Here is a 25,054-nt window from a genome sequence, read left to right as displayed (position 1 = left end):
CGCCCGGGGGCGGCGGTTGTACGGGTGCTCACTTGCTGGTCATCTCGATGGACTTCTCGTACTCGCGGCGGATCTTGTCGCCGCCGCCGGAGCGCCAGGTGCGCACCAGTCCGTCGTACGCGGAGATCGGCTTGCGGCCCGCGACGATGTCCTTGATCCCGTCGTTCACGCCCTGCGTCAGGGACGCGCCCTTGCTGGCGTAGGTGTCGGAGTAGTGACCGACGGTCGGGTTGATCACGGCCATCGCGATCAGCTTCTTCTGCCAGTCGTGGATACGGCGCGTCAGATCGGCCTGGCCCGGCAGGTAGAGGTACTCCGGCGCGTTGGCCAGGAAGGACACCGGCATGCCCGTGGTGACGGCTTCCGCGTTGCCCTTGTCGGTGAGCGTGACGTCACCCTTCGCGGTGCGCTTGAAGTGCGTGCCCTCGATGCCGTTGTCGAGGAACAGCCGCTCCTCCGTGCCGAAGGGCGCGGCGAGGTAGTCCAGGACCTTCAGCAGCATCTCAAGACGCTTCTTGTCGGCCTTCTTGTTGATCGCGGTGTAACCGACCGAGCCGAGCCCGTAGTAGAAGTGCGGGGTCACACCCGCCTTGGCGGCGAACGGCATGATGATCCCGAACGGGAAGCTGTACGTCTTCACGTCCACCAGGAACGACGGGAAGGACTGGACGTACGCGCCGAGGGTGCCCTGGGCCATCTTCTCGCGGGTGGTGGTGAGGTTCGGGTCCGGCCAGAACAGCCCGGCCTTGCTCACCTTCACACCGAATTCGAGGGCCTCACGGAATTCGTCGGTCTCGAACTGGTGGACCAGCTTGCCGTCCTTCTCGGACCACCCGGACGGAGCGCCGAACCACTGGGCGTACATGCCGACATGGTTCGTGTAGGCGGGCTCCAGCACGTACTTCTTGCGCTTGACGTCGAGCAGTTCCTTGCCCTTGTCGAGGAAGTCCTGCGCGCTGGAGAAGGTGGCTCCGCCGACCGGCTTCCAGAAGTCCTCGTTGGTGACGTACACCTGGCCCATACGGCCGTACGCCACGGGAACGCCGAAGATCTTGCCGTTGATGACGGCGGTCTTCCAGGCGAATTCCGGGAGGTTGGCGAGGTTCGGGTACTTCTTGACCGCGTCACCGGAGAGGTGCGGGGTGAGGTCCTGGAACTTCGCTTCGAGCAGCTCGGGAATGCGACGCAGACCCTGGTTCGGCGGGATCCACACCATGTCGGGGATTTCACCGCCGGCTATCGCCGCGTTGAACTTGGACGAGTAGCTGTCGTCGGTGGTCTCCACGACGATGTTCATCTTGAACTCGGAGCCCAGCCGCTTGTTGAGCTCCTTCCAGTACGCGTTCTTGCCCATGGCGGGGGCCGGCGTGGTGAAGGTCTCCGTCAGCGCGGTGATCGGGGAGCCGTCACCGGGGGGCGTGGCAACCGACTTGACCAGGTTCTTCGGGTAGCGGAGGTACGCGGCGTCCAGGCCCTCGGCGCTGCCCGCCAGGTCCGGCGCGGCGACCTTCGCGGGGACGAAGGTCGGCAGCTTGACCTTGGTGAACGCCTCGGCGCCCTTGCCCGCGGCGGCTGTTCCGGTGGAACAGCCGGTGAGGGTGGTCATTCCGGTGACGGCGATTCCGGCGACGCCCGCGGCACCGAGGAACGTACGCCTGTTGACGTGCTGAGAAGACATGATTCTCCTGGAAGGACAGGAAAGGCAGAACGGACAGGAAAGGCGAGATCTGCGGGCGGGTCAGCCCTTGACGGCGCCGGTGAGAACACCCTTGGCGAAGTGCTTCTGCAGGAAGGGATAGACGCACAGGATCGGTACGAGCGCGATGATCAGCACGGCCATCTGGAGCGAGATCGAAGGCGGCAGCACATTCACACCGAGTGCGTGGGCGTTGATCGTCTCGCCCTGGACCACGTACGAGCGCAGGATGACCTGGAGCGGGTACTTGCCCGAATCGTTCATGAACAGCAGGGCGTTGAAGAAGCTGTTCCAGTAACTGACCGCGTAGAAGAGGCCCGCCACCGCGATCACGGCCTTGGAGAGCGGCAGCACGATACGCCAGAGAATGGCCAGTTCGCCCGCACCGTCGAGACGCGCGGCCTCGTACAGTTCGGTGGGAATTCCCTGGAAGAACGCTCTCACGACAATGACGTTGAATACGTTGAGCAGTACGGGAAGGATCAACGACGCGTAGCTGTCGAGCAGGCCCAGCTGCTGGACGACGAGGTACGTGGGGATGATGCCCGGCGCGAAGAGGAACGTACCGAGCACGATCAGCAGGATGGGTCGGCCCATCAGCATCCCGGGCCGCGACAGACCGTAGGCGAGGGTGACCGTGCAGAGCAGGCTGAGCGCGGTACCGACCAGGGTGATGCCGATGCTCACGAGCGTCGCCCGTGTCACCACCCCGCCCTGCAGCAGGACGTTGTACGCCTGGAAGGTCGGGTGGTGCGGGATGAGCACGTAGCCGCCGCGCTCCTCCAGCTCCTTCTGCCCGGCCAGGCTGGTGCCCAGGGCGAGCAGGAACGGGTACGTCACCATGACCACGATCAGGGCGAGCGCCAGCGCCTTCGCGCCCTGGCCGAACCAGCTGGGGCGTTCCATCCACGGCGGACGGTCGCCGCCGGACCGCAGCTTGGCGAGGAAGTTCTCCCGCTTCGGAGCGAATTTCGGGGTGATGGACGTGGTCATCGGTAGACCCCCTGCTCACCGAAGCGGTGGGCCAGTTTGTTCGCGGCGATGATCAGCCCGAGGCCGATCACCCCCTTCATCAGACCTGCGGCCGTACTCATGCCCCAGTCACCGTCGATGACGCCGTGGTAATACACGTACGTATCGAGCACTTCCGACGCATCAGGCCCGACCGCGTCCCGCTGGAGCAGCATCTGCTCGAAGCCGACGGAGAGGATGTCGCCGAGGCGCAGGATGAGCATCATGATGATCACCGGCCGGATGCCGGGCAGGGTGACGTGCCACATGCGCCGCCAGGTGCCCGCGCCGTCCATCGCCGCCGACTCGTACTGCGACATGTCGATGGACGCCATCGCCGCGAGGAAGATGATCGCGCCGTAGCCGCAGTCCTTCCAGATCATCTCCGAGGTCACGAGCACCTTGAAGGTGTCCGGGTTGCTCATGATGTTGCCGACCGCGAGCCCGTGGTTCTGCAGCAGGCTGGTGACCGTGCCGGTACCGCCGAAGACCTGCTGGAACATCGCCACGACCACGACCCACGAGAGGAAGTGGGGCAGGTAGACCACGGTCTGGACGAGCCGCCTGACCTTCTCGCCGACGAGCGAGTTGAGGAGGAGCGCCAGTGCGATGGGGGCGGGGAAGTAGAGGATCAGCTGGAGGACGGTGATCTCCAGCGTGTTGCGCACGGCGGACCAGAACTCGGGCTGCGAGAGCAGGTCCGTGAAGTTCTGGAGGCCGACGAACGGACTTCCCTTGAAGCCGAGGAACGGCTGGTAGTCCTGGAAGGCGACCACGTTGCCGGCCAGCGGCAGGTAGAAGAACAACGCGAAGTACAGCAGGCCCGGCACACACAGCAGCAGAAGCATGCGGTCCTGCCGGAACCGCTGACGCAGCGACTTCCGCCCCGAAGGGCGTCCGGCCTTGGGACCGGCCGAAGAGGACGGCTTGTCGTCAGGGGCTTCCGACTGGGGTGTGGCCGGACGGGGCGAGGTGGGCGCAGCGGCCGACACAGTCACCTCCGCATAGAGGGCGATCAGGGGGTGCGCAGACCGGCTGAACGCCTCAGATAAGTGGAATCTGGCGTTCTGGTCTGCAAGATGACCTGATCCTGCACTGTCCTGCACGCAAATGACAAGAGCTGATCGAAAAAAGCTCTCTCGGTGCAGTAACGAGCACGCTTCGCGCACTCTTCAATCACGAAGAGGTCTCGAACCTCCATGGAAGGGTCGTCTTCGACACCATTCACTCCAACTCCCCGCGACGGGCGGGGATTACCTGCGGTCCTGGACCGTGCGGGAAGCCAGGTACCGTGGTACGGACCGATCTCATGAGCCTCTACGGGCTGCGTGACCCCCCGAAGAGGAACACATGACCACGAACCGCGGACGCAAGGATGTCATCCGGACCCGGATGGCCCGTACCGGCGAGTCGTACAACGTCGCCGCCGCCAACTTCAAAGCGATGAAGGACATGGGCGCCACCCGGGAGGCCGTCCTCACGCAGCGCTGGCAGCCCGCGGACTCGTTCGACCTGCCGTGCCCCTGCGGCGGGACGTGCGAGCCCGGCGAGACCTGCGACCGCTGCCACGCCCGCCACCGGCACACGGCCCGCACCCCCGGCAGCCTCACGGACGTCGAGACCTGGGCGGACCGGTACCGCTGCACCGGCTGCGCGGCCACCTACACGCTCACCGTGGTCCTGCCGGGCCGCCCGTGGGGCATCGCGGAGACGGTGATCCAGGGCGGATCCGCGGAGCCGGTCGTCCGGGTGCGGGTGTTTCCCGGTGTGGTGCATCCCCAGCTGCGTCCGACGGTTCCGGAAGAGGACTGACAGCGGGGAGCCGGTCACAGGGCTCTCCGGCCGGCGGCCACCTCAAGATCCCGAAACCCCCACGCCCGCGGCAATCATCTGCTGGGATGGACGGGCGGAGCCGGGAACCATTCATGGGGGCACATCGTGGGGCTGGAATTCGGGCACCACCTCGGGCTGCCCCGGGCGCTGCCCTGGCTGCCGCTCTCCCCACTGGTCCCCCGCTACGGACAGCTCCTCGCACAGCAGCGTGCCCTCGGGCTGCGGCACATCGGCGAGGCGCTCGTGGCACGCGGGGAGACGGTGCGGGTGCTCGATGGGGTGTACGTTCCGCGCACACCCCATGACCGACAGCACCTGGACGCTGACGAGCTGCGCAGGCTACAGGCGCAGAGACCTGAAGCGGCTGCCCTGCTGGGGCAGCTGACGGAGATCCACGAAGCGGACCTGACGGCCGTGCGGCGGGTCCTCCTCTATCAGCTGACCGAGCTGCTGCAGAGCCATCCGCAGGGCGGGCAACCGGCCACCGCGGTCTCGCTCGGTGTCGATCCGGCCGAAGCCGGAGCGCTCGTCCACGCCGTGCGCGCACGGAAGCCGCTCAGCGCCGAGCAGCGTTCCGCGGCCGAGGGGTTGCAGGACGAATGGGAGCGCGGCCGACTGCGCCGGGCCGCCCGGATGGCGGCGCTGCTGCTGCCGGGCAGCGAACAGGACCCGTTCCTCACGGTCCGGCTGGCCGCGGTCACCGCCCGGGTACGCGAGACGGACCAGACACTCGACAGGGCCCGCGGTTCCGAGAGCGAAGGGGACCCGGAAGCAGCGGGCGGGTACTACCTGCGGGCGGCCCGGCTGGCAGGAGACTGCCCCGTCGCCGTCCGCGGCCTCGTCCGCACCCATCGGCCCGCCACCGGTTCACCTGGCCCACTGCGGCTCGAACTCGCCCCGGACGCCGTGAAGTTGGCCTGGTCCGAGGAGGGCGAGCCCGCTGCCAGGACCTGGCGGGTCATCAGACTCACCCGGGTCAGGAACGGCCGGGCGTCCCTCGCCGAAGTCCAGCCGCACGCGACGGGCGGAGCCTCGCTCGACCCGAGTCCCCCGCTGGGCAGTGAGGTCCGTTACGCTGCGCTGCCGCTGCTCGCCGGAGTCGTCGACGGACCGCCGCTCGTGTCCGGGTCGCTGCGCGCCACCCCGGAAGTGACCCGCATCAGGCCGGCTCCCGGCAGGTCTCGCATCGAAGCCACCTGGGAGCAGCCGGGCGGGGCCCGCGGCGTTCGCGTGCTGCTGACGGGCCCCGACGGGCGGGCGCAGGAGATCCCCTGCGCCGGCGGCAGGTTCACCGCGCACGGACTGCCGACCGGCGCGTACCGGATCCGGATCAGCTGCCGCTACCGCACAGCCGACGGCACGGACGTCGAATCGTCCGGCGCCGAGGCGCGCACCACCGTCCTCCCCTGGCCGTCCCCGGTGCGGGAGCTGAGCGCCACGGCCCGGGACGGGGCCGTGCGGTTCACCTGGACCGGTGGCGACGACGCGAAGGTCGAACTCGTCGACTGGCCGGGCGGACCACCGCCACCCGGCACCGAACTGCAAGAATCCGCAGGCCCGTTGCCGGTGCCGCTCGCCTGGGACCGGAGAGCCGGGGGCCTGGTGGCCCCGCCGGGCAGCCTCACCCGGGTCACCTCCCTCGCGGTCCTCGGCCCATGCGCCGTCGTCGGCCCCGGTGTCCTGATCGAGGCACCGGCCCCAGTCACTTCGCTCGCCGCGGCCCGCGCCACGGACGGGCTCGCCCGGGTCACCTTCGACTGGCCCGGGGACACCGGACTGGTGACCGTGAGCGCGGAGCAGGACGGGAGGCACGTCCAGCACCGGATCGCCCGCAGCGTGTTCCTCCGCGAAGGGCTGTACATCCCGGTGGGCCCGACCGCCGCCCGTCTGACCGCGACCGCCGAACCGCGCAGGGCGGACACCGTTGTCGTGCAGCCGGTCCGCGCCGGGGCCGTACTCCCCGCCGAGCTCACCATCAGCTACCGGATCATCCCCGGGAGCCGCCGCCCGCTGCTCGGCAGGCCCACCACCGTACGGGTCACGCTCGTCTCGCCCGGTGGTCAACTCCCCACAGACGTACCCGAGTTCGTACTGGTCGCCCGGGGCGGCGGCGGACGGGCCCCGCTCCGGCCGGGCAACCCCGCCGACGGAACCACCGTTCTCCGGCTGACGGGTGAGGAGTTGTACCGTACCGGCACGGTCGAACGTGAGATAGCCGCCGGCACCCTCCCGCCGCCCTATGCTCTGCGCGGCTTCCTCCTCGGCGGCGGAGCCACCGACGTACGCCTCGAAGAACTCTCCCCCGCGACCCTGGTGATGCGCTGACATGACAACCGTCATTTGCCCCTACTGCTTCGAACGCACCACAGCCGCACGGCTGCCGTTCCGCTGTCTGATGACAGCCACCCGGGTGCGCGGCGGTACCCCCTGCGACGCGGAACGCGACGACGTCTGGGCCGAGTTCATGGGCCCGAGCATTCCACCGGCACTGCGGATGCGCGGCCCGGTGTTCCCGCCTCCGCGCACCCTGGGCGGACTCCGCGGCGGCGGTGCGCGGGCCGCCTGCCCCGGCTGCGGGGTGTCCACGCACGTACGGGTCTGCCGCCGCTGCCACAGCGACTTCCCCAGTGACTACTGCGACCAGGACAGCCGCATCATCGCCCTGGTCGGTGCGAAGGCGTCGGGCAAGAGCACCTACGTGTCGGTACTCGTCAATGAGCTGCGCAACCGGGTGGGACGCGCCTACGAAGCGTCGATCGCCGCGATGGGCAGCGACACCCAGCGCCGCGACCGGGAGATGTCGGAGGATCTGTACGACCAGTTGCGGCTGCCCGATGCCACCCGGCCCGCCGCCATGGGCTTCAACGACCCACTGCTCTACCGGCTCAGCCTGCCCCGCCGCAAACGTCTGGGCGACGGCAGCAGGCACACCGCGCTCGTCTTCTTCGACGCCGCCGGTGAGGACCTGAAGAGCGCTGAGGCGATGGACCGCTACACCCACTACCTGGCCGCGGCCGACGGCGTCATTCTGCTCGTCGACCCCCTGCAGCTCGGTTCCGTACGTGACCAGCTGCCACCGGGTGAAGGGCCGCCCCTGCCCTCCGTGGAGACGTCCCCGCAGCAGATCGCCGCCGATCTGGCGGCCCAGCTGCGCGCGCACGGCCGCGGGGGCTCCCGCGGCCGGGTCACCACCCCGATCGCGGTCGCCGTCACCAAGACCGACATGCTTCGGCCGTTGCTCGACCCGCACTCCCCGCTGCTGCGCAACGCCCCGCACAGCGGCGGAATGGTGAGTGAGCAGGAGCGGCTGGCCGTGCATGAGGAGATGCGCTCACTGATGGAGAGCTGGGACTCCGGCGCGCTGACCCGTCAACTGGAGCGTGATTTCGCCGAGTTGTCGCTCTTCGGGCTCTCGGCGCTCGGCGCCCCACCGCCCGCGCACGCCCCGGCCGACGCTCCCAAGTCCGGGCCGCAGCCGCTGCGTATCGAGGACCCGCTGCTGTGGCTGCTCGCCCGGCGCGGTCTGCTTCCCGTTCACAAGCCCGGCAGGGACCACGACTCCGGCAAGTCCGCACGGAAGGCCGACGTATGAGCCTGGCCCAGCTCCACTACACCTCCGCGCCACCGGGGCCCGACGGTTCGGGCTTCCGCTTCACGGCGGTGACACCTGGCCTGCCCCGGTCGGTGCTCAGGGAAGCCGAACAGCTCATCGGCTACGAACCGCCCCGCGACGCCCCGCCGCGGCCCGATGGCACCGAACTCGCGGCGTTTCCGGAGGCGTTCAGCCACAGTTCACTCGCCGACGGAAGCCGGCTGCTGACCCGCACGGTGTACACCGGGTCCGACTACAGCGGGCGGTGGGGCAATTTCCACGCCCACGGCGTGCATCTGCCCGTGGGCGCGGAACTGCCGGGCGGGATGCTGCCCATCGCGGCCTGGCGCTCACCGCAGTGGGCCACCGCCACCCCGGTCGGTGCGGTGGCGGAACCACTGGAGGTACGGCCGGTGCCCGGCGGGTTCAGCCGCGACGCGCTGGCCGGATTCGCCGCGTCGCGCGTGCCGTGGCTCGCATCGTTCTTCGCCGGTCTGCGGAGACTGGTCGAGGACGCAGCCGCGCCGCAGATCGTGCTGATCGAGCGGGACAGCGCCGACGTGGCACTGTGGATCGCGCTGTCCGGGGCCGCGCTGCCGCGGGCGAGCGCACACCGGCTGACCTTCACCACGTACACGAGGCGACCGCAGCAGGCCCGGCAGCAGATCATCGGGGTACTCCCGGACGACGGGCAGGGCCTGGCCGGGTACGACCAGCGCTACCGGGTGCTCGACTGCACGGGTCCGGGCCCCGGGGAGCCGACGGGGCGGCAGCCCGCGGTCTCCGAGGACGACGGCTGGGCAGGAATCGCCGCGCAGATCTGGCTGGGCGGGGCTCCGGGACTGTTCCGGGAGGCGTCGGCGCTGCCCGGCGGGGACTTCGACGCGGGCCGCCTCGCCGTCGTCGCGCTCTGCGCCGGAATCGGCCTCGGCACGGGCGGCCGTACCGCAGCCGCCGACTGGGCGGGCACCCACCCGGACGCGCTGGACGACACGGAGCTTGCCCGGCTCACCGGAGCACTGAGCATGTCCGGGACGGCCCGGCCGCCCGCCGAATCGGCCGCTCTGGCAAGGCTGTTCGCGACGCTCGCGGACCGCGCCCCGATCACGGTCGCCGCGCCGCTCGGGGGCGTCGTACTGACCGACGCGGTCCGTACGCCCACACCGGGGCTCGTACTTCCGGCGAGTTCGGCGCTCACCGACGACGTCAGGCAGCGCCTCGCCACCGAACTCGGTCCCGAACTGCGGGCGGGGATCACCGACCCGGCGCAGGACGTACCGCGCGCGGTCGAACTGCTGCACATCGCCGGGCTCCTCGGCGTGGACTGCGCGGACCTGCTGGACGGGACGGCGGGGCGGCTGTCACACGCGCTCGTCGCCGATCCGGACGGGGCGTACACCGCTGTCGTACGTACCGTGCTGGCGGACCGGTTCGAGTTCCGTGCTGTGCTGCTCGGCAGACTCGAAGCTCTCGCCACGGACGACCCGCCCGCGGCTGCCCGGCTGCTCGCCCGGGTTCCGCTGCCTCTCACCGGGGTGCGGGCCCTCCCCCATCTGCGCATGTGTGCCGAGGCCCACGCGTCCGGAGCGGCCGGGGGCGACCGGGTCGGCGTGCTGCACGCAGTGATCCGGGCCAGTGGGGTCTCCCTGTTCACCGATCCCCTGGTCCTGCGCACCGCCGTCCAACTGGTCTGGGGGGACGGCGCGATGACGCCGGGCGAAGCGCGCCTGCTGCTCGGGGAGACGGGATCCGATCCGTTCCGCACCCCTGGATCCGGCTCGGGCTCCGGGACCTGGTCCGACCTCGTCAGGGCCGCCCTCGAAGCCCCCGGCGACGACCCGGACGCCCCGGACCTCGCACACGACATCCTGCGCTGCTTCCCCGAAGAGCTCGGACCACGGGTGCGGGCAGCCCTCCTGCTCCTCGAATTCGCCCGGGACCTCGAGCGGGGGGACGCGGGCGGCAGATGGGCCGACCGCGCGGTGTCGCTGCGGGCCGTCGCCGAACCGGTCGAACCGGCGGTGCTGGAGCAGGCCTTCGGAGCGGTAGCCAGGCGCCTGCTGTCTCCGGGGCGGCCGGACGGCGAGCTGTACGCGCTGATCGGCGCCGGTGACACCGACCTGATCGCGGCGTACGGGCGGGCTGCGCGGGAAGAGACCGTGCGCGACCGGCTCCGGGTGTCCCCCGCCTATGTGGCCGACTGTTACAGCGCCTGGTCCTCGCGGCCACAGGCGGGCCGGGCCTGGGAAGAGATTTGCAAGTCGCTGCTCGAAAAGGTGCTCCGCCCGGTGGTACGGGCGCTGCCGGAGGCGGACGTGGAATCCGTGGAGAAACATCTGGAGCGGGCAGGGGGCCGCTGGGTGCGGGAGTTCGGCGAGTGGAACCGGCCGGGGGCCTTCGGCCGCATCGGCCGGAAGCTGTCCGGGCGGGGCCGCCGCCCCTCGGCGGAAGGCCCGCGCCCGGGTGACGTGGAACCGCCCCGCAAGGACGGCCGGTCGTGGTGATCCTGGTGAAGCTGGCCCTGGGCTGCACCGCCGGGGTGGCCGTGTTCCTCTGCCTGGGCTACACGTTCTGGATGTTCCTCGGACTCTCCCTGGTGACCGCGGGAAACATGTTCGGCCCCCGGTCGGCGGGAACACCCGATCCTCGCGTCCGGCCCGTCGGCACGGGCGAACCGGCACACCGCGCCTACTGGTCGGACCAGATGTGGCGGGATGCCCGGGACTCGGTGCGTGGTGGGCTGCTCTCGATCCGGTACCGGCTGACCACCGAGTGGCTGCGACGGTCGGTCCCGCGGCTTTTCCGGGGACGGCGGCCCACCACCGGAATCCGCGGGGTGAACAAGTTCACGCGCACGGTGCTGCGGGCCGTCGCACCGGGAACGGCCGCCGGGGCGATCCTTGGCGCGCTGCTCGCGACGCTGGTCACCACCCTGGTCCTGCTGGTGTTCGGGGTGCTGCTCGCCCTGGTGTGGCTGTCCGCGGTGACTGCCGTGGGACTTCTGCGCGCGGTGGAACGGCTCTGGCGGCTCGTCCGGCACATCCGTATGAAGTGCCCGCATCCCGGCTGCTATCTGCCGTTCGGGCTGGCCGTCCACCGCTGTCCGGACTGCGGCGCGGCCCACGGCGAGCTGAGGCCCGGCCGGTACGGGGTGCTGTGGCACGTCTGCGGTTGCGGACGGCGCCTCGCCACCACCTCGCTCGGCGGCCGGGGCAGCTTCGCGGCCCGCTGTCCGTCGTGCGAACAGGAACTTCCGGAGGCGGTGGGCCGTACCCGGGTCGTGCATCTGCCGCTGATCGGCGGGACGTCGTCGGGGAAGACGATGCTGATGGCCGCGATGGTCGCCGGACTGCAGGCCTGGTCGCGGCGCACCCGGCTCACGGTGGAATACGCCTCACCGAGTGACCGCAAGGAGGCCACGGCGCTCAAGCGGCAGGTGGACAGCGCCGGTTGGGCGCTCAAGACGCAGGGCGGTCCGCCCCGCGCCCTCATGCTGTACGTCGGGCACGGCAGGCAGCGGCGTCTGTTGTACCTGTACGACCCGATGGGCGAGTCCCTGCGGGACGCCGGTGTGGTCCGGGAGCAGCAGTACCTGGCGCACGCGGACGGTGTGGTCCTGGTCGCCGACGTCCTCGCGGAACCTCAGGTCCGGCGTGCGCTGCACGGTGACGACGCGAATCTGGCGGCGGGCGCACGCCCAGCCGACCAGGGCCCCATGGACACCTATCAGCGGCTCACCGGGGAACTCTCGGCGCTCACCGGCCGACGCGGACGGCTCCCGGTGGCCACGGTGGTCACCAAACGGGACGTGCTGGACGGCATCGCCGCCCTGCCGGTGCCCGGAACCAGGATCGACGGCTGGCTGGAGGGCATCGGCCTCGGCGCACTGGTCCGGGCGGTGCGCCACGACTTCGGGACCGCCCGCTACTGGGCGGTGAGCGCCCGTGCGGCCACCGGCGCGGGCGCACTCGACCGGGAGCAGCGCCGGGCAGCGGAGCCGGTGTTGTGGGTGCTGGCGCTGTCGGGTCTGCGGGTCGGATCGCTCGTCGCCGAGGACCACTCGGCGGGCCTTCCCGGGCCGCGAGCCGGAACAGCGACCGGGACCGGGACTGGAACTGCGGCCGAAACCGATCAAGTGAAAGGCTGACGGCACACCGTATGGAAGTCGTGACACCACATGTGGCCAGGGGACGGCGGCTCGCACTGGCCCTGTTCGTCACCGCGATCGTCGCCTCCGGAGTCCTGGTCGCGGTGCTCCTCACGTACATGGACCGGGGGCCCGGCAACTGACACGTTTCGGCAGTGCCCCGGAAGAAACAACGAAGACGAAAGGGAGGACATGGAGTGAGTGACATCCCCGGCGGACCGATGGCGAACCGGCCGGTCCACTTCATCTGGCTGCTGGACTGCTCGTATTCCATGATGGGCGAGAAGATCGGCCAGCTCAACTACGCGATCCGGGAGGCCGTCCCGGAGATGCGGTCGGTCGCGAACGACAATCCGGCGGCTCAGCTACTGCTGCGCACGCTCACCTTCTCCACCACCGCCCAATGGCAGCACAAGGACCCCGTACCGGTCGACGACTTCGTCTGGCAGGACGTGCAGGTGGACGGGATGACCAATCTGGGTGAGGCGCTGCACACGGTGGCGGCCGAGCTCCGGACGCCCCCGATGCCTCAGCGTGCGCTCAAGCCGGTGCTGGCGCTGGTCTCGGACGGGGTGCCCACCGACGACTGGAAGGCAGGGCTGAAGGCCATCGACGAGACACCGTGGGGCCGGAAGGCCGTACGGGTGGCCATCGCCATCGGCACGGACGCCGACCGGAGCGTGCTGCAGGAATTCCTCGGCAACCCGGAGCTCCAGCCGCTGGACGCCAACAGTCCCAAGCAGCTGGCCGCGGCGATCCGCTGGGCCTCGACGGCCGCCGTCAAGGCCGCGTCCCAACCTGTCGTGGGCTCCGCGGAGAACAAGGTCACGCAGCCGCCCTACGCCCCGCCGGTGCTGGACGACGACGATGACGACGTGTGGTGAGCGGGTCACCCGTGGAGGATCCACGCCTCCGAACGCCTCAGCTGCCGCCCTGGACCACGCTCACCGGCACGGTCCAGGGCGTCAACAAGCCGCGCAACCAGGACTTCCACCACGCCGCGGGGTGCGGCACGGCGGACGAGCCGCTGATCCTCGCGGTCGCGGACGGGCACGGCTCGGCAGCGCACGCACGGAGCAACCTGGGTGCGCGGTACGCGGTGGACATGTTCGCCGACCAGGCACGGCAGTTCGGCGAGCTGGCGGGCGCCGGGGGCGCGGACGGGCCGCCGAGCCTGGCCTGGTTGATGAACTACGCCCAGCACACCCTCCCCCGGCGGCTCATCAGTGCCTGGCGGGAGAAGGCGCTCGGCAACTGGACACGCCTCCAGGAGACGGCGGAGCGGACCGACCCGGCAGCCACCCCCGAGCAGAAGCTGGTGCTGTACGGCACCACGCTCATCGGCGCCGTGCTGACTCCGCAGTTGTTCGCCGCCTGGCAGCTCGGTGACGGCGAACTGACCCTGGTGGAGGACGACGGCCGGGCGGAATCACCGCTGGCCCCTGCCGAGGCCGAACTCGGCGACGAGACGGAGTCGTTGTGCAGCCGCGACGCCTGGCGTCTGGTGCGGATGTACTGGGCGCCGGTCACCGAACCGTCGCGGATGCCCCGGCTCATCGCGCTGTCCACCGACGGCCTGTCCAAGAGCTTCGCGTCGGACCGGGGCTTCGCCCAGTTCATCGAGGGTCTGGACCAGCGGCTGATCGACGAGGGCACCGACGGCGTACGGAGTGTGCTGCCCGAATGGCTCGCGAAGGCGGCACAGTTCTCCGGGGACGACACCACCCTGGCCGCCGCGTGGCGGCCCGCACAGCCCCCCGCAGCAGACGGATAACGGAGAGATCATGACGGGCATGCTCGACAACGACACCCTCCTCGCCTCGGACAGCGGAGAGGAGGTGCGAGTCACCGGCATGCTCGGAGCCGGTGGCCAGGGCGAGGTCTACCGGGTGCAGACCCCCGGCGGTGACAAGGCACTCAAGTGGTACTACCCGGCGTGCGCGACACCCGAGCAACGGGCCATCGTGCAGCAACTGGTGGCCCGCGATTTCAACGACGACCGCTTCCTGTGGCCCACGGCGTACGTAGAGGGCGCGAACAGCGCGTTCGGCTACCTCATGGACGTCCGCCCCGACCGGTTCAAGGGCCTGCCCGCCCTGTTCAAGCGGCAGTTGCGCACCACGCCCCGCGCACTGCTGACCGCCTGCCTCTACACGGTCGAGGCCTATCAGGCGCTGCACTCCCGGGGCATCGCCTACCGGGACATCTCGTGGGGCAACATCTTCTTCGACCCGGACACCGGTGACGTCCGGGTGTGCGACAACGACAACGCGGTGGTGGAGGGGGACAGCAGCGGCATCTCCGGGACCATGGAGTTCATGGCGCCGGAACTGGTACGGGGGGACTCCGGCGCGACACCCGGCACCCAGAGCGACCTGCACTCGCTCTCCGTGCTGCTGTTCATGCTCCTGATGAACCATCATCCGCTGAAGGGCCGGAAGGAGCTGGCCATCCACTGCCTCGACGAGGCGGCCGAGCAGAGGCTGTACGGCAAGGAGCCGCTGTTCGTCTTCGACCCGGACGACGTCACGAACGCACCCGACCCCGTCGAGCAGAGCACCGTCCTGGCCACCTGGGCCGTGGCCTCGGCGTCACTGCAGGGTCTGTTCACGAAGAACTTCACGACCGGGCTGCGTGATCCGGCGGCCCGGGTAAGGGAATCGGAGTGGCGCGACGCCCTGCGGGCCGCACTCGACTCGGTGGTCGACTGTGCCCACTGCGGCCGTCAGAACATGACCGAGCCCGCGCAGAGCACTGCCGGTGCGTGCTGGTCCTGCGGCAGCGCGCTGATCCTGCCGCCCCGGCTGGTGCTCACCACTCCCCCGCCGCGCGCGGAGCGGCACATCCTGCTGCACCGCACGTCCCGGGTGCACGCCCACCATCTGGTGCCGGAGCCCACCCGGCACGACTACAGCGACACCACTCTGGTGGCCGAGCTGACCGAACACCCGAAGAAGCCGGGCAGGTTCGGGCTGGCGAACCGTTCGGACACGGTGTGGACCGGCACCCGCTCCGACGGCACGGCCCAGGAGATCGCCCCTGGCCAGACGGTGCCGCTCCGCTCGGGCCTTGAACTGGTCCTCGGCGAAGGAACGAGCGGAGCCAGGGGCGTCGTACGGGCGAAATGAGCCGGGCGGGCGACTCCGAGCCGGCTCGGGGCGGTTCGGGGCGGTTCGGGGCAGCTCACATTCCGACGAACCGCCCCAGCTCCCGCACGAGTTCGAGTCCCCCGCTACCCGTCGCAAGCCCGAGCGAGATCGTCTCCAGCGCCTGCCGGATCCGCCCATGGTCTGCGACGGGGCTCCCCTGCCCGGCCCGCGCCAGCTCGCCGCGTACTACTTCCGCCTCCGCGGCCAGGGCGGGACGCCCCTCGGCCCGCAACTGCTGTACGAGCTGGGTCGCGAGCCGCATCGCTTCGGCCGGGCTCATCCCGTGCTGGTGGATCTCGATCTTCCCGCCGTCACCGAAGTTACTGGGCCCGGAGATGTCACCCTTGAAATTGAACGTACTCATCGGTCCTCCTGATCGTCGCATGCATGGGTGGCTCCGGCAGTTCGGGTCTGCCCACCGTCAGTTCAGGGCTGTCCACCGGCGGGCCCGGAGGCTCCGGGCTGCTGAGCCCCCGGTCCGTACGCCGCGATCTGGCCGTTGTTTCCGAAGTTGCTCGGGCCGGTCACGTCCCCGGAGAAGTTGTAGGTCTGCGTGCTGATGACCTGCTGAGCCCGGTCGAACGAACTCGTATCGACATGATGATCCTTCAGGAAGCGCTCCGTCGCGGTCAGTACGCCCTGCTGGAGCCGGTACAGGAAGTCCTGCGAGTCGGTGCGGTCCGAGTGGCCCAACTCCGCGGCGGACGAGACACGTTCGCGCAGACTGTCGACCGCGCCGTAGTCGTAGGCCGCGTGCCGTTTACTGATCTCCTTCCGCCACTTCTCCAGTTCGCGCACCCGGCGGTTCTGCTCCGAGCCCCGGCGGTGGTTACGGCCCAGCGCGCCACGCAGAGCGGGCCAGGTCTGTCCGGTCGCGAATCGCGTCAGGCTCCACCACCGCTCGAAGCCGTCGATCGGCAGCCGGTCCACCCGGTGGAATCTGCTGCTGACGGGCGGGATCGCGTACGCCGCGACCTCCCAGGACAGGCTGGGGTGGTGCAACCGGGCCCGCAGATGCATCGACACGATCACCCGTCCGCCCTCGCCGACCCGCTCCAGGCTGAGATAGGTGCGCATCCCGGCGCCGGGGTTAACAAGACCGGCCTGCACCAGCTGCTTGGGAATCTGCGCGCAGGGGCGGCCCAGCGGATCGGGCAGCAACTCCTTGCCGACGAGGGGGACATGGGTGCCGTGCACATAGAGCCTGTTCTGTGCCCGCAGCCCTTCGAGCCCGGCGATGTTCGCCATCTCCTTGGCCACATAGGTGTGCAGGTCGACGGCGTCGAAGGGCTTGACGGCCGGACTGCCAACACCGGAGGCGGCGGCAGGGCGGCTGATGTCCATGGGCTGCCAGACCACCTCTTTGATCTTCGCCCCGCTGCCGACGAACGGATTGGTCCGCTCGGCACTCGCCGTGTACGGCACCACGTTGGCCCGCTTCATCTCCAGCAGTCGGCGCTCCACCTCCGGTGGTGCGGGCGGTACCAGATCCTCGGACCTGGTACCGGTCCGGTAGACCGCGAGCGCGACAGCGCGCGCCTCGCTCTCCGCCTGGTGAACGAGCCACCACGCGGCGGCGAACACGGCGAGCATCCCGCCGCCGCCGATCGCCACGGCCCCGGACGGTCCGGCAACGAGCCCGTACAGCAGGAGAATCACTGCCGCGCACAACCCGGCGAAGAGCCAGGCCAGTCGGCGGTCCCGCACATCGCCGCGCCTGGCCGCAACGGTGGCGTGCCGCACCAGCGCCACCAGGTTGATACCGAGCGGCAACCCGGCGGCTGTCATCCCGTCCGCGGTGAATTCGTCATGCACCTGCCGGGCGAACTGCTCGTCCAGATGCGCCGCCGCACATAGCCGGCGCGTCACCGCGTCCGTCCGGTACTTCGGCAACACAGGCAGCTGCCGACTCCCCATACGTCCTCCCCCGACGTCAGGGGCCGCGTCCGGTTCGCGCGCCCCACTCGCTCCACGGTCAGGGTACTTTCCGACGTCCCCGGACCGCACGGCAACCACGGCGACGGCCGCAGGGCGTGCGTGCCGGTCGGTCCTCCCTCCTGGTCAGACCGTTCCGTCGGACGGGGCACGGAAGTAGTGCCCCTTGTCGAGGTCCTCAAGGAGCCCCGGTCCGGTCGGCTGCCAGCCGAGCAACTCGCGGGTCAGCACGCTCGATGCCGGGCCGTCCAGGCCCAGGAAGCCGCCCAGCCAGGTGAAGTGCTCGCCGGCGTCCTCGGCCGGGACGGACGCCACGGGGAGATCGAGACGGCGCCCGATGACTTCGGCGACAGCGCGGATCGGAACCCCCTCCTCGGCGACCGCGTGCAGCGTCGATCCCGCGGGGGCCTTCTCCAGGGCCAGCCGGACGAGGTGGGCGGCGTCCAACCGGTGCACGGCGGGCCAGCGGTTGGCGCCGTCGCCGACGTACCCCGAGACACCCTTGCCACGGGCGGTGCCGACCAGGGCCGCCATGAAGCCGTGGTCCCCGTCGCCGTGCACCGTCGGGGGAAACCGCACCACCGATGAGCGGACGTTCCGGGAAGCGAGGGCGACCGTCGCCAGCGCGTTGGCCAGCCGGACCCGCGCACCCTCGAACGGCACCGGCCAGTCGGAGCGCTGCCCGTCCCGCTCGGTCGCGACCTGGCCCGGCGCGAGGCCGAGCGTCCCCGAGGCGATGACGAACGGCCGGTCGGTACCCGCGAGCGCCTCGCCGAAGGTATCGATGGCCAGGCGGTCCGCGGCGCCGGCGCCCTGGAAGTCCCCCGTGAAAGCGATGTCGTGCTTGAACGCGAGGTGGATCACGCCGTCCGACGCGGCAGCCGCACTCCGCAGGCCGTCGAGATCGTCCAGAGAGCCGCGCACCACCTCCACCCCGGCCGCGTTGAGGGCAGCGGCCGAGGCGTCCGAGCGGGCCAGACCGACCACTTGATGACCTGCACCGATGAGCTCCGGCACGACAGCGGAACCGATCCAGCCGGACGCACCGGTCATGAATACGCGCATGGGGAACCTCCCGGGTGAGTCGGTGGCCCGCGCCACGGCAAGCGCGGTGGGTGCCACCGATGTCAGCAACTGTCATCAACCTACATCTGATGCCAGTCACTGTCATCACATAGGATGAACGACATGAGTCGATGGGAGCCGAACGCACGCGGCCGACTGGAACAGGCCGCGCTGGAGCTGTACAGCGAGCGCGGCTTCGAACAGGCCACCGTGACCGAGATCGCCAAGCGGGCCGGGCTCACGGAGCGCACGTTCTTCCGGCACTTCGCCGACAAGCGCGAGGTCCTGTTCGGAGGCTCGTCGTCCCTCCAGGAGCTCTTCGTGACCACCCTCACCGACGCGCCCGCTTCCGCGGCGCCGATCGACGCGGTGGCCACGGCCCTGCACGCCGCCGCGGCCGTCTTCGAGGAGCGCCGCGAACACTCCCGGCAGCGCCAGAAGATCATCACCGCCAACGCGGAACTACGGGAACGCGAACTGATCAAGCTCGCCTCGCTGGCCGGGGCGCTGGCCGGCACATTGCGCCGGCGCGGCGTCGCGGAACCGGCCGCGAGTCTGGCTGCCGAGGCGGGGATAGCCGTCTTCAAGGTCGCGTTCGAGCAGTGGATCAGCGACACCGAACAGCGGACCATGTCCCAGCTCATCGGCGAGTCGCTCGACGAGCTGAAGGCCGTGACCGCAGGAGGGTAGCCGTCAACTCCGGCCCGGGGAATGCCCGTTCAGGAGCGGGGATCGCCGGTACGGATCACGGCCGCCGCACCTCGAACTGGAAGCAGCCGTACTCCAGGGCCCGCACATGCACCAGCGCCACCTCCGGCTCCGCGAACGCCTCCCCGAAGGCCCGGTCGAACCCGGCCTCCATCTGCTCGGGTATCTCGAAGAAGCGGCCTCCGACGATGTGCCCCGCGACGTTGTAACGGCGAATGGTGCGCAGCGCCCCCACCCGCGCGAAGGGATAGCCCCCGGCCCCTCGCGGCCCTCCGCACGCCTCGGCGTGGATGAAGACCGGCCCCGCCTCGTCGTACGCTCCGGGCCCGGCCCCGGTCGCTGCCGCCCAGCGGCGCAACGGTGCGTACGAGACGAGCGCGACCCGCTCGCCGGGCTCGACGGCCCGCAGACAACAGCGCAGTGGACTCCCCACGCAGTCGGGGGAATCACCGCCCGCACCTGCGGTGTACGGCCGCATCGGCCGCCCGGAGTCATCGGTGTCGCGGAGTTCCTTGAGCGTGGCGGACGGGATGGAAAGCGCCGTGTACGTGGTCATGCGCCCAGTCTCGGCGGGCCTCCCCCGGTCCGCTGGCGGACTTCGGACACGGCGGTCGGCAGTCGCGGCGTGGCAACGGGTCCTCTCCGGGCACCGCCGGGCGGATCCGCCCAGGGCACTTTCGTCCTCCACCGGCCGGGAGTTGTACCGTAACCGGCACCGTCGAACGCGACATCGCGACCGCTGCCCGTCCACCATCTCCCCCTGAGAGGCGTCCTCTCCGGCAGCCGGACCATCGGCGTACCCCCTCGAAGAACCCGCCCCGCGACCCTGGTGATGCGCTGACATGACAACCGCTGTGTGCCGCTCCTGCCCCGAACGCGCCCCGGCCGCCCCCGAGTCCGGCAATCCCGTACGGCCCGGGTCCGGCAAGCCCGCCCGGAAGGCCGACGCATGAACCTGGCACAGTTCCACTGCACCCCGGCGCCCCCAGGAGCCGACGGACCGGGGCTCCGCTTCACGGCGATATCGCCCGGCGTGCCCCGGACGGTCCTCGATGAGGCCGAGCAGCTCATCGGATACGAACCGCCTCGCAGCGCCCCGCCCCGGCCCTCCGCATCCGAACTCGCCGCGTTTCCCGCAGTGTTCAGTCACAGTTCACTCGCAGACGGCGGCCGGTTGCTGGCCCGGACGGTCTGTACGGGAGCCGACCCCAGCGGGCGGAGCGACTTCCACGCGCACTGCGTGCATCTGCCCCTGGACACAGAACTGCCCGGCGGTGTACTGCCCATCGCCACCTGGCGCTCGCCCCAGTGGGCGGCGGTCACTCCGGACGGCGGGGTGCCCCGGCCGCTGGAGACGCTGTCGGCGCCGTGGCAGTTCGACCGGGACGAGCTGGCGGATTTCGCCGCCGTACGCGCCCCGTGGCTCGCCGTGTTCTTCGACGCTCTGCGGAGAACGGACGAGGAAGAGGCCGCCGCACGGATCGTGCTCGTCGAGCGGGACAGCTCCAATGTGGCCCGCTGGATCGCGCTGGCCTGCGCCGTTCTGCCGGATGCGAGCGCGCACCGGCTGACCTTCACCACGTATACGAGGCAACCTCGGCAGGCCGGGCAGCAGATCATCGGGGTGCTGCCGGACGACGTGCAGGCCCTCGCCGGGCACGAGGAGCGCTACCGGGTGATCGACTGCACCGTTCCGGGCCCCGGCGAGCCGGCGGGGCAGCGGCCACCGGACTCTGTCGCCACGGAGTCCGGTCGTCCGGACCGCTGGGCCGAGCTGGCTGCCGAGATCTGGCTGAGCCGGGCCCCGGAGCTGTTCGCGGCGGCTCCGTCCCTGCCCGGCGGGCACTTCGACGCGGGCCGCCTCGCCGTCGCCGCGCTCCGCTCCGGGACCGCTCTCGGCCCCAGCGGCCGTACGGCAGCCGCCGACTGGGTCGTCGACCACCCGGACGCACTCACCGAGAGCCTTCGGCAACGACTCGCCACCGAGCTCGCTCCCGAACTGCGCGCCGGGATCGCCGACTCCGCGCAGGACGTACCACGCGCGGTCGAACTGCTGCGTATCGCCGACGTCCTGGGCGTGGACTGCACGGATCTGCTGGCCGAGGTGGCGGGCCGGCAGGCCCGTGCGCTGATCGCCGATCCGGACGGGGCGTACACCCCCGGCGTGCGTACCGTGCTGGAGGACCGGTTCGAGTTCCGTGCCGCGCTGCTCGGCGAGCTGGACGCTCTCGCGGCGGCGGATCCGCCCGCGGCCGTCCGGCTGCTCGCCCGGATTCCGTTGCTGTTCACGGGGGTTCAGGCGCTGCCGCATCTGCGCATGTGCGCCGCAGCGCCCTCCTCCGAAGCGGTCGGGAGCGACCGCGTCGCCGCGCTGCACACGGTGGTCCGGGCCGGTGGGGTCTCCCTGTTCGCTGATCCCCCGGTCCTGCGCACCGCCGTACGGCTGGTGTGGGGAAGCGCCGCGATGACGGCGGGCGAAGCGCGCCTGCTGCTCGGGCAGAACGGATCGGACCCCTTCCGCGCTTCCGGGGCCTGGGCCGATGTCGTGCGGGCCGCGCTCGAAGCCCCCGGCGAGGATCCGGCCGCGCCGGACCTCGCGCACGACGTGCTGCGCTCCTTCCCCGAAGACCTCGAACCGCGGGTCCGCGCGGCCCTGTTGCTCCTCGAATTCGCCGGGGGCCTCCGGGACGGGACGGTCGGCAGCGGATGGGCCGGCCGCGCGGTGTCCCTGCGGTCCGCCGCGGAACCCGTCGAACCGACCGTGCTGGACCATGCCTTCGGCGCGGTCGCCAGGAGACTGCTGTCCCCGGACCGGCCGGACGGCGAGCTGTACGCGTTGATCGACAGCGGCGATCCGGACCTCGTCGCGGCATACGGCCGGGCCGCGCGGCAGGAGGCCGTACGCGACCGGCTCCGGGCGGTCCCCGCGTACGTGGCCGACTGTTTCAGCGCCTGGTCCGCCCGGCCGAAGGCAAGCCCGGCCTGGGACGAGACGCGTACGTCGCTGCTCGACAAGGTGCTCCGCCCGGTCGTACGAGCGCTGCCCGACGCGGACATCACCTCCGTGGAAGGACACCTGGAGCGCGAAGGAGGCCGCTGGACCCGGGAGTTCCGCGAGTGGAACCGGCCGGGGGCGCTCAGCCGCATCGGCCGGCGCCTGTCCGGCCGGGGCCGCCGCCCCTCCCCGGACGACCCCGGCCGGTCTTCCTGACGGCGTACGGACCGACGCCTCGACGCGGCAGGTCGAGCTCGGCCCGGACGCCCGGACGGTCTTTCCCGGTACGCGGTCGAGCGCTTCCCACCGGTCGGCGGGCGCCCCGACCGGTACCGGAGTGGCGCAGGGGCGCAGTGGCGCTCGTCAGCCGACGGTCGAGCCGTCCGTGGCCCGCGAAACGGGGACCTGGCCCGCTTGCCGGTCCCCCGCGGTGTCGGCCACGGACGCGGCAGCGCGGACGAGTGCCGCCGTGGCCGTCGAACGGGACTGCTGCGGCCAGGCGATGACGAGGACTGCGGGCGGTGCGTCCGGGACCGGCCGGTAGACGACACCCGGGCGCGGGTAGCGGGCGGCGACGGAGGCGGGCAGCAAGGGCGTGGGACCGCCCAGCCCGACGAGGGTGAGCAGTTGGGCGAGGTCGCGACCCACGACGCGGGTCTCTTCGAGGACCGGGTGCAGACCGTCGGGGCGCAGGCCGAGGTCGGCGAGGGTCAGGCTGTCCCGGGCGACGAGCGGGTGGGCGGCGGCGAGGGCGGCGACGCGCGGTTCGGTGGCCAGCGCTTCACTGTCCAGGCCTGTCCGGTCGAACGGCTCGTGGACAAGGGCCGCATCGGCCTCGCCCCGGCGCAGCAGTTGCGGCTGTTCGTGCTGGCCGCACAGCCGGACGGCAACCGGTACGGCCGCCGGCTCGGACGCGTAGCGCGCCAGGATCGGCCCCAGCAGCCCCGCGTCCCCGTCGGCCTTGACGGCCAGGACCAGCTTCGGTTCCGGGGCAGCCGCCCGCTGGACCCGCCGCCCGGCGGCCTGCAGGGCATCCAGGGCGATCCCCGCCTCCGCGAGGAGCACCGTTCCCGCCGGGGTCAGCGCCACTCTGTGGGTGGTCCGCTCGAAGAGCGTGACACCCAGCTCCTTCTCCAGCTGGCGGATCGCGCGGGACAGGGGCGGCGAGGAGATGCCGAGGCGCTCGGCGGCGCGGGTGAAGTTGAGCTCCTCGGCGACGGCGACGAAGTAGCGCAGCGGGCGGGATTCCACGCTCTCTCCCTGTTCGGTATTGCCCTGAGGGTAACAAGTGGGAGCGGATCGGTCCTTCAGTTCGGTCGCACCAGGCGACAGGCTCGACGACATCCAGTCGAAGCATCTCCCTTGGAGTCGTTCATGATGATCGTCGTCACCACCCCGACCGGCCAGATCGGCGCGCAGGTCCTCGACCGCCTTCTCGACGTACAGGGCCCGGACGGCACGACGGAGATCCGGGTGATCGCCCGCGACCCTGCCCGCCTCTCCGTGCGGGCGCGCGAGTGCGTCGAGGTCGTGCGGGGGTCGCACGCGGACCCCGCCGTTCTGCAGGAGGCATGCGCGGGCGCCGACCGGCTGTTCTGGCTGGTGCCCCCGGCGCCCCGGGCCGACAGCGTCGAGGGCCACTTCCACGGCTTCACCGAGCCGCTGTGCGAGGTGATCGGGCGCCAGGGCGTCGAGCGGGTCGTCGGCGTCTCGACCCTGGGCCGCGGAGTGGCGAAGCACGCCGGGCAGGTGTCGGCGTCGCTCGCCATGGACGAGGCGATCACGGCCACGGGTGTGCACTACCGGGCGCTGTGTCCGCCGTTCCTGATGGAGAATCTGCTGCGTCAGGCCGCGTCGATCCGTGACGCCGGTGTGTTCTCCCTGGCGGGGAAGGGTGACCGCGTTCTGCGCACCTGCGCCACCCGCGACATCGCCGCCACGGCGGTCCGGCTGCTGCTCGACGGCTCCTGGACCGGGCAGGGAGACGTCCCGCTGGTCGGACCCGACGACCTGTCGCCCGAGGGCATGGCACGGGTCGTCTCCGAGGTGCTGGACCGTCCGGTGCGCTTCCAGGAGATCAGCAGCGCGGACCAGAGGGCGGCGGCCCTGCGTTTCGGGGCGAGCGAGGCCTGGGCGCAGGGAATGGCCGACATGGTGGAAGCCCTGAGCGACCAGGGCTTCTACGGCGCCGTCGAGCCGAGCACCCCCGCCTCCGCACCCACCGGCCTCCGCCAGTGGTGCGTGGACGTCCTCAGGCCGGCCCTCCTGGCCTGAGGAGTGCCACGAAGCGCGATCAGTCCGTGTCGCGGCATGCACCGGACAGGCCGACACGTCCGTACCGGCCCGCTCCGCATGCTCTTTGATCCGCTCGGCCTGCCCCTGTTCAAGGCTGATACTGATCCGCGTCTTCGCCGTGCCCACAAGCGTATGACCGGTATCACGGCTCGCCGGGCGAGGCCTGCCGTCCCCGTGAAGGGGCCGGCAGGGTCACCGTTCCGGATCGGGCGGCGTCAGCCCGCGTCCGGCGTCAGCCGCAGGGAGATCGAGTTGATGCAGTACCGCTGGTCGGTCGGTGTCGCGTACCCCTCGCCCTCGAAGACGTGACCGAGGTGCGAGCCGCACGTGGCACAGCGGACCTCGACCCGTCGCATGCCGAGCGAGTGGTCCTCGATCAGTTCGACCGCGTCCGAGTCCTTCGGGTCGTAGAAGGACGGCCAGCCGCAGTGCGACTCGAACTTGGTGTCCGAGCGGAACAGTTCGGCGTTGCACGCCCGGCAGGAGTAGACGCCGGTCGTCTTCGTGTCCGTGTACTCACCGACGAAGGCGGGCTCCGTACCGGCCTTGCGCAGCACCGCGTACTCCGCGTCGGTCAGCTCCGCCCGCCACTGCTCGTCCGGCTTCTCGACGTCGTACGACATGGGGG

Annotated in this window: 21 protein-coding genes; 12 read left to right on the top strand and 9 right to left on the bottom strand. The window is 70.9% G+C overall.

Annotated features, from left to right (window positions below; all coding sequences use genetic code 11):
* Window positions 1–28: 28 nt before the first annotated feature.
* The 3 genes from OG709_RS29075 to OG709_RS29065 are packed head-to-tail and all read right to left on the bottom strand — an operon-like array spanning window position 29 to window position 3,555.
* On the bottom strand, window positions 29–1,678 hold the full coding sequence (locus OG709_RS29075; RefSeq protein ID WP_329168150.1) for an extracellular solute-binding protein: 1,650 nt from the start codon (window positions 1,676–1,678) through the stop codon (window positions 29–31).
* 60 nt (window positions 1,679–1,738) lie between these two features.
* Window positions 1,739–2,689, bottom strand: coding sequence for a carbohydrate ABC transporter permease (locus OG709_RS29070; RefSeq protein ID WP_266640170.1), 951 nt, complete (start codon window positions 2,687–2,689; stop codon window positions 1,739–1,741).
* Entirely contained in the window at window positions 2,686–3,555 is an 870-nt protein-coding gene (locus OG709_RS29065) for an ABC transporter permease (RefSeq protein WP_374211366.1), read from the bottom strand. The genes OG709_RS29070 and OG709_RS29065 overlap by 4 nt, the downstream gene beginning before the upstream one ends.
* A gap of 502 nt (window positions 3,556–4,057) precedes the next feature.
* Between OG709_RS29065 and OG709_RS29060 the strand changes: the two genes are divergently transcribed.
* The 9 genes from OG709_RS29060 to OG709_RS29020 all read left to right on the top strand — a co-directional run bounded on the left by OG709_RS29060 (window position 4,058) and on the right by OG709_RS29020 (window position 15,407).
* Window positions 4,058–4,519, top strand: coding sequence for a hypothetical protein (locus tag OG709_RS29060; RefSeq protein WP_250305620.1), 462 nt, complete (start codon window positions 4,058–4,060; stop codon window positions 4,517–4,519).
* Between the two features lie 126 nt (window positions 4,520–4,645).
* Window positions 4,646–6,865, top strand: a complete 2,220-nt coding sequence (locus OG709_RS29055; RefSeq protein WP_329168147.1) for a hypothetical protein — start codon at window positions 4,646–4,648, stop codon at window positions 6,863–6,865.
* A gap of 1 nt (window position 6,866) precedes the next feature.
* Window positions 6,867–8,132, top strand: a complete 1,266-nt coding sequence (locus tag OG709_RS29050; RefSeq protein WP_250305622.1) for a TRAFAC clade GTPase domain-containing protein — start codon at window positions 6,867–6,869, stop codon at window positions 8,130–8,132.
* The gene (locus OG709_RS29045) at window positions 8,129–10,636 is read left to right on the top strand and encodes a GTPase-associated protein 1-related protein (protein ID WP_329168144.1); all 2,508 of its coding nucleotides are present in this window, start codon (window positions 8,129–8,131) and stop codon (window positions 10,634–10,636) included. The genes OG709_RS29050 and OG709_RS29045 overlap by 4 nt, the downstream gene beginning before the upstream one ends.
* The gene (locus OG709_RS29040) at window positions 10,630–12,279 is read left to right on the top strand and encodes a TRAFAC clade GTPase domain-containing protein (protein ID WP_250305624.1); all 1,650 of its coding nucleotides are present in this window, start codon (window positions 10,630–10,632) and stop codon (window positions 12,277–12,279) included. Before OG709_RS29045 ends, OG709_RS29040 begins: the two co-directional genes overlap by 7 nt.
* 20 nt (window positions 12,280–12,299) lie before the next feature.
* Window positions 12,300–12,422: a hypothetical protein gene (locus OG709_RS29035; protein ID WP_284349978.1), complete on the top strand. Its 123-nt coding sequence runs from the start codon at window positions 12,300–12,302 to the stop codon at window positions 12,420–12,422.
* A 78-nt stretch (window positions 12,423–12,500) separates the two neighbouring features.
* Complete coding sequence (locus OG709_RS29030; RefSeq protein ID WP_250305739.1) at window positions 12,501–13,163, top strand: vWA domain-containing protein; 663 nt, start codon at window positions 12,501–12,503, stop codon at window positions 13,161–13,163.
* Between the two features lie 11 nt (window positions 13,164–13,174).
* Complete coding sequence (locus OG709_RS29025) at window positions 13,175–14,053, top strand: protein phosphatase 2C domain-containing protein (protein ID WP_250305625.1); 879 nt, start codon at window positions 13,175–13,177, stop codon at window positions 14,051–14,053.
* Between the two features lie 10 nt (window positions 14,054–14,063).
* Window positions 14,064–15,407, top strand: coding sequence for a protein kinase domain-containing protein (locus OG709_RS29020; RefSeq protein WP_329168141.1), 1,344 nt, complete (start codon window positions 14,064–14,066; stop codon window positions 15,405–15,407).
* Between the two features lie 55 nt (window positions 15,408–15,462).
* Here OG709_RS29020 and OG709_RS29015 read toward each other — a convergent pair whose 3' ends face one another.
* From OG709_RS29015 to OG709_RS29005, 3 genes are all read right to left on the bottom strand, one after another.
* The gene (locus OG709_RS29015) at window positions 15,463–15,792 is read right to left on the bottom strand and encodes a hypothetical protein (protein WP_250305627.1); all 330 of its coding nucleotides are present in this window, start codon (window positions 15,790–15,792) and stop codon (window positions 15,463–15,465) included.
* Window positions 15,793–15,854: 62 nt separating this feature from the next.
* Window positions 15,855–17,345, bottom strand: a complete 1,491-nt coding sequence (locus tag OG709_RS29010) for a hypothetical protein (RefSeq protein ID WP_250305628.1) — start codon at window positions 17,343–17,345, stop codon at window positions 15,855–15,857.
* Window positions 17,346–17,489: 144 nt separating this feature from the next.
* Window positions 17,490–18,428, bottom strand: coding sequence for an SDR family oxidoreductase (locus OG709_RS29005; RefSeq protein ID WP_329168138.1), 939 nt, complete (start codon window positions 18,426–18,428; stop codon window positions 17,490–17,492).
* Between the two features lie 123 nt (window positions 18,429–18,551).
* Here OG709_RS29005 and OG709_RS29000 point away from each other — a divergent pair, with 123 nt between their 5' ends.
* On the top strand, window positions 18,552–19,118 hold the full coding sequence (locus tag OG709_RS29000; protein WP_250305630.1) for a TetR family transcriptional regulator: 567 nt from the start codon (window positions 18,552–18,554) through the stop codon (window positions 19,116–19,118).
* Window positions 19,119–19,173: 55 nt separating this feature from the next.
* Here the strand turns inward: OG709_RS29000 and OG709_RS28995 are convergent, their stop codons facing one another.
* On the bottom strand, window positions 19,174–19,692 hold the full coding sequence (locus OG709_RS28995) for a DUF1203 domain-containing protein (RefSeq protein ID WP_329168136.1): 519 nt from the start codon (window positions 19,690–19,692) through the stop codon (window positions 19,174–19,176).
* A 393-nt stretch (window positions 19,693–20,085) separates the two neighbouring features.
* Between OG709_RS28995 and OG709_RS28990 the strand changes: the two genes are divergently transcribed.
* Window positions 20,086–22,347 (top strand): GTPase-associated protein 1-related protein, encoded by a 2,262-nt coding sequence (locus OG709_RS28990; RefSeq protein ID WP_250305632.1) that lies wholly within the window; start codon window positions 20,086–20,088, stop codon window positions 22,345–22,347.
* 147 nt (window positions 22,348–22,494) lie between these two features.
* Here OG709_RS28990 and OG709_RS28985 read toward each other — a convergent pair whose 3' ends face one another.
* Window positions 22,495–23,382, bottom strand: a complete 888-nt coding sequence (locus OG709_RS28985; protein ID WP_266640176.1) for a LysR family transcriptional regulator — start codon at window positions 23,380–23,382, stop codon at window positions 22,495–22,497.
* Between the two features lie 126 nt (window positions 23,383–23,508).
* On the opposite strand from OG709_RS28985, the gene OG709_RS28980 reads away from it, so the two are divergent.
* Window positions 23,509–24,405 carry an NAD(P)H-binding protein gene (locus OG709_RS28980; RefSeq protein ID WP_250305740.1) on the top strand — a complete coding sequence of 299 codons (897 nt, stop codon included), beginning with the start codon at window positions 23,509–23,511 and terminating at the stop codon, window positions 24,403–24,405.
* A gap of 236 nt (window positions 24,406–24,641) precedes the next feature.
* Here OG709_RS28980 and msrB read toward each other — a convergent pair whose 3' ends face one another.
* Window positions 24,642–25,049, bottom strand: coding sequence for a peptide-methionine (R)-S-oxide reductase MsrB (gene msrB, locus OG709_RS28975; protein WP_266640178.1), 408 nt, complete (start codon window positions 25,047–25,049; stop codon window positions 24,642–24,644).
* Window positions 25,050–25,054 lie beyond the last annotated feature (5 nt).

This window comes from Streptomyces sp. NBC_01267, from assembly GCF_036241575.1.
Taxonomy (GTDB): Bacteria; Actinomycetota; Actinomycetes; order Streptomycetales; family Streptomycetaceae; genus Streptomyces.
This window is presented reverse-complemented; position numbering and strand designations above follow the sequence as displayed.